Source organism: Saccharomonospora iraqiensis subsp. iraqiensis, assembly GCF_000430445.1.
In the GTDB taxonomy this organism is placed as follows: Bacteria; Actinomycetota; Actinomycetes; order Mycobacteriales; family Pseudonocardiaceae; genus Saccharomonospora; species Saccharomonospora iraqiensis.
The window spans coordinates 1-4,431 of record NZ_AICW01000639.1 but is presented as its reverse complement, the minus strand read 5'-3'; the positions used below and the strand labels follow the sequence as shown (position 1 = coordinate 4,431).

The 4,431-nt window shown below is 73.0% G+C and carries 5 protein-coding genes; all 5 read right to left on the bottom strand.

Annotated elements, in window-relative coordinates; translation table 11 throughout:
- On the bottom strand, window positions 1-722 hold a 722-nt coding region (locus tag ACTIR_RS0100385), incomplete at its 3' end, for a YeeE/YedE thiosulfate transporter family protein (RefSeq protein WP_034237545.1).
- A gap of 114 nt (window positions 723-836) precedes the next feature.
- Window positions 837-1,553: a spermidine synthase family protein gene (locus ACTIR_RS0100380; RefSeq protein WP_034237548.1), complete on the bottom strand. Its 717-nt coding sequence runs from the start codon at window positions 1,551-1,553 to the stop codon at window positions 837-839.
- 82 nt (window positions 1,554-1,635) lie between these two features.
- A complete protein-coding gene (locus tag ACTIR_RS0100375) occupies window positions 1,636-2,274 on the bottom strand; it encodes a protein-L-isoaspartate(D-aspartate) O-methyltransferase (RefSeq protein ID WP_026452801.1) in 639 nt (212 codons plus the stop codon).
- Window positions 2,275-2,370: 96 nt separating this feature from the next.
- Window positions 2,371-3,846, bottom strand: coding sequence for a SulP family inorganic anion transporter (locus ACTIR_RS0100370; RefSeq protein ID WP_154663617.1), 1,476 nt, complete (start codon window positions 3,844-3,846; stop codon window positions 2,371-2,373).
- Between the two features lie 173 nt (window positions 3,847-4,019).
- A partial coding sequence (locus tag ACTIR_RS0100365) for a glycosyltransferase (protein WP_026452799.1) occupies window positions 4,020-4,431 on the bottom strand: 412 nt, incomplete at its 5' end.

The window sequence follows — 4,431 nt, the reverse complement described above, 5'->3', positions numbered from 1 at the left end:
GTCGGCACCGCTCCGCGGGGCGGCGGGGTGCGCCGGGCCTGCACCACCCGGGTCAGCACGACGAGGCCGAGCAGCAGCCCGACGGTGATCGCCCACGAGCCGCCCCAGCCGACGTGGTCGGCCAGCAGCAGCCCGGGCACCTCGGGCCAGCCGTCGAACGCCGGGAACGCCCAGGTGTAGAACACGGACCCGGCGATGAACCCGCCGAGGGTGAGCACGATCGTCGACTGGCCGGAGCCGACGGCGAACAGGGTCCCCGAGGCGCAGGCCCCACCGAGCTGCATCCCGACGGCGAACAGGGCGGCACCCGCGAACAGCGGGATTCCGATCGGTCCGGCGCTGACCTCGGGGGTGGCGCCGAACAGCCCGATCCCGGTCGCCACGATCAGCATGATCAGGGTCGCCGCGGTGCCCAGCAGCAGCGCGTGCGCCCGCATGCCGTCGCCGTTGCCGACCGCGATGAGCTGGCGCCAGGCCGAGGTGAACCCGAAGCGGGAGTGGAACAGTGCGACCCCGAGGAACACACCGATCAGCAGCAGGGCGGCGAAGCGCTCGCCGTGCACGGCCCACACGTACCAGGCCGACCCGGCCGCCAGCAGGCCGGAGACGACCAGCGGCGCCGTCCGCACCGGGCCCTCCGGGTCCGGGCGCGGCGCCGGGCACGACGTCGGCGAAGTGGTCAGGAGGTCGCGTCGGGAGGTGGGATCCGTCGTGGTCGACATGGGCAGGATGACTCCAACGTGGTGTGCGGGGGACGGCCCGACGCTAGGCCCGTGGCCCGTGCCCGCTCCATCGCTCCCACGATGTGGTCGTCGCCCGCGCTCCCGGGCGGAGTGTCAGTCCCGCGGGGCACTCGCCAGATAGACGGTGCTGGTCGCCTCGCGGCCCTGGAGCGGGTTGGGGAACCGGACGATCTCGGCACGCGCGTGGGCGAAGTGCCCGGCCAACCGTGCGGTGAACCCGTCGTCGGGCGGGTCGTTCGACCACAGTGCGAACACCCCGTCCGGGGTGAGGCGTTCGCCGATCCGGCGCAGCCCCGCGGATTCGTAGAAATCGGCGTTCGACGGGTCGAGCAGGTGCGCGGGCGAGTGGTCGATGTCCACCACGATCGCGTGATAGCGGCGTCCGGGGGACTCCGGGTCGAGCGGGGCGCCGGTGCGCATCAGGTCGAAGAAGTCGGCGTGCACCAGGTGGCAGCGCGGGTCCGTGCCCAGCCGCTGCCCGGCCGGGATCAGCCCCCGCCGGTGCCACTCGATCACCTCGCCGAGTGCGTCCACGACCGCCACCGAGCGCACCCGCGGCTCCTCCAGCACGGCCAGCGCGGTGTAGCCGAGGCCGAGACCACCCACGGCCACGTCGAGTTCCCCCTCCGGCGCCTCGGCCACCGCGAGCTGACCCAGCCGGGTCTCGGAGACGGTGAACAGGCTGGACATCAGGAACTCGTCGTCGAGTTTGATCTCGTGGACGTCCGCGTGCACGGCCGGATCCCACCGCCGGCGCAGGGTGAGCTCGCCGAGCGGCGTCCGCCGCCAGTCCAGTTCCTCGAAACGCATGTCCACCCCGTCGCGGTCGTCGTCGGACCGGGGAAGTCTACGCGGGCGGGGCCGGGCCGGGCGCTTCGGCGCCGCGCGGGCCTCACTCCGGTTCGGGGAAGCCGTGCCGCCCGTGCAGCGGGACGAACCGCGCCGGCAGCAGCTCCTCCCGACGCACGAGCCCCTGCGGCGTGCGTTCGAACGCGACGACCGTCTCGTGCCCGCCCGCGCCGATCGGCTGCACCAGCCGCCCCCCGACGCGCAGCTGGTCGACCAGGGGAGTGGGCACCCGCGGATACGCGGCGGAGACGAGGACCGCGTCGAACGGCGCGTAGTCCGCAGCGCCGAGGGTGCCGTCCCCGGTCCGGACCCGGACCGTGTCCACCCCGAGCGCGGCGAGAACGCGGCGGGCCGTGGCGGCGAGGTCGGCGCGGTACTCGACGCTCACCACGTCGGCGACCAGCCGGGCGAGCAGGGCCGCCTGGTAGCCGGTGCCGGTGCCGATCTCCAGCACGTGCTCGCCGCCGGCCGGCGCCAGGCCCTCGATCATGCGGCAGGACAGCGACGGCTGGGTGCTCACCTGGCCGTGCCCGATCGGCACCGGTTCGTCGGAGCATGCCCGGTCGGCGTGCTCGTCGGGCAGGAACGCGGCACGGGGCACCGCACGCACCGCCGCGAGCAGCCGCGCGTCGGTCACCCCGTGCGCGGCCACCTCCCGGGCCAGCTCGGCCGGGGTTGTCACCGGGGCCGTCCCGTCCGTTCCCGCACGTGCGGATGGTGCCCGGTGTGCGGGCGGTTGAACCGACCCGGCCGGGAGCTGCGCGCGTGCGGGAGGCGCTCAGTGGGCGCCGGTGAGCGTGCCCGCCAGGGCGTTGTGCCGCTGCTCGCTGTCGTCGTTCATCCCGGTGATGGTGACCTCCGTGCCCCGTTGCCGGTACTTCGTGGTGACCGCGTCCAGCGCGGCGACGCTGGAGGCGTCCCAGATGTGCGCGTCGGACAGGTCGATCACCACGGTGGGCGGGTCGTTCGCGTAGTCGAACTGGAACACCAGGTCGTTGCTGGAGGCGAAGAACAGCTGGCCGGTGACCCGGTAGATGCGGGTGCTGCCGTCCGGGTCGAGCACGCTGTCCACCGAGACGACGCGGGCGACCCGGCGGGCGAAGGCCACCATCGCGACCAGCACCCCGACGACGACACCGATGGCGAGGTTGTGCGTGGCCACGGTGACGGCGACGGTGGTCACCATCACGACCGTCTCGCTCGGCGGCATCCGGCGCAGGGTCTGCGGGCGGATGCTGTGCCAGTCGAACGTGCCGACCGCCACCATGATCATGACGCCGACGAGGGCGGCCATCGGGATCAGCGCCACCACCTGCGCCAGGGCGACGACGAGCACCAGCAGGAACACGCCGGACAGGAACGTCGAGGCGCGGGTGCGGGCCCCCGACTTCACGTTGATCATGGTCTGGCCGATCATCGCGCAGCCGCCCATGCCGCCGAAGAACCCGGTGACGATGTTGGCCACGCCCTGTCCCCAGGACTCCCGGGTCTTGTCCGAGTGCGTGTCGGTGAGGTCGTCCACCAGTTTCGCCGTCATCAGCGACTCCATCAGCCCCACCAGGGCCATGGCGAACGCGTAGGGCGCGATCGTGACCAGCGTGTCGAGCGTGAACGGCACGGCGGGCACGCCCAGCACCGGCAGCGTCCCGGGGAGATCACCCTGGTCGCCCACGGTGGGAACGGCCACGCCCATGGTGACCGTGACGGTGGTCAGCACCACGATCGCCACCAGCGGCGCGGGCACCGCCTTCGTCAGCCTCGGCAGCCCCACCATGATCAGCAGGCCCGCCGCGAGCAGCGCGTACACCGGCCAGCCGACGTCGGTCAGGTACGGCAGCTGCGCGAGGAAGATCAGGATCGCGAGGGCGTTGACGAAGCCGACCATGACGCTGCGCGGCAGGAACCGCATCAGCCGCGCCACCCCGGACACCGCCAGCACCACCTGGAGCAGACCGCCGAGCACCACGGCCGCGAGCAGGTACTCCACGCCGTGCTCCCGCACCAGCGGGGCCAGCACCAATGCGATGGCGCCCGTGGCCGCCGAGATCATGGCCGGGCGTCCGCCGGTGACGGCGATGGTCACGGCCATGGTGAACGAGGCGAACAGTCCCACGCGCGGGTCGACGCCCGCGATGATGGAGAAGGAGACCGCCTCCGGGATCAGTGCCAGCGCGACCACGAGCCCGGCCAGGGACTCGGTGCGCAGCACCCGGGGGGACAGCCAGGTGGGACGGCGGCGGAGGACAGCGGGCATCGAGCGCAGCGGAACAGGAGGCGACATCAGCTACTTTCGGCTTCGGGGAAGGGAAGAAGAGGAAACGGCAAGCCGCTCCGGTGAGGCTCGCAGCGCCGGCAGCTGACTCTACCTGTCGGTAACATCGCGTGGGCGTCGAGTGTGATCCAGGTCAGGATTCAGGCCGCCCGCGCTCAGCGCAGCAGGGTGCGGTAGATCTCCTCGAAGCGTTCCAGGGTGCGGGTGCGGGAATGGGCCGCGGCCACCGTGCGGCCCGCCGTGCCCATGCGGGTGCGGAGATCGTCCGAGGTGAGCAGGCGTACGAGGGACCCGGCGAGGCCGTCGACGTCGCCCGGCCGGAACAGGAAGCCGTTGCGGCCGGGCGAGACCAGGTGCGGCAGGGCCACCGCGTCGGCGGCGACGACCGGCAGGCCGGAGGCCACCGCCTCCAACGTGGCGATGCTCTGCAACTCGGCCACGCCGGGGATGGCGAACACGTCCGCCGCCCGGTAGACGGTGGGCAGCAGCGCGTCGGGCACGAAGCCGGGGAACCGCACCCGGTGCCGCACCCCGGTGCGCCCGGCCAGCCGCTCCAGCTCGCCGCGC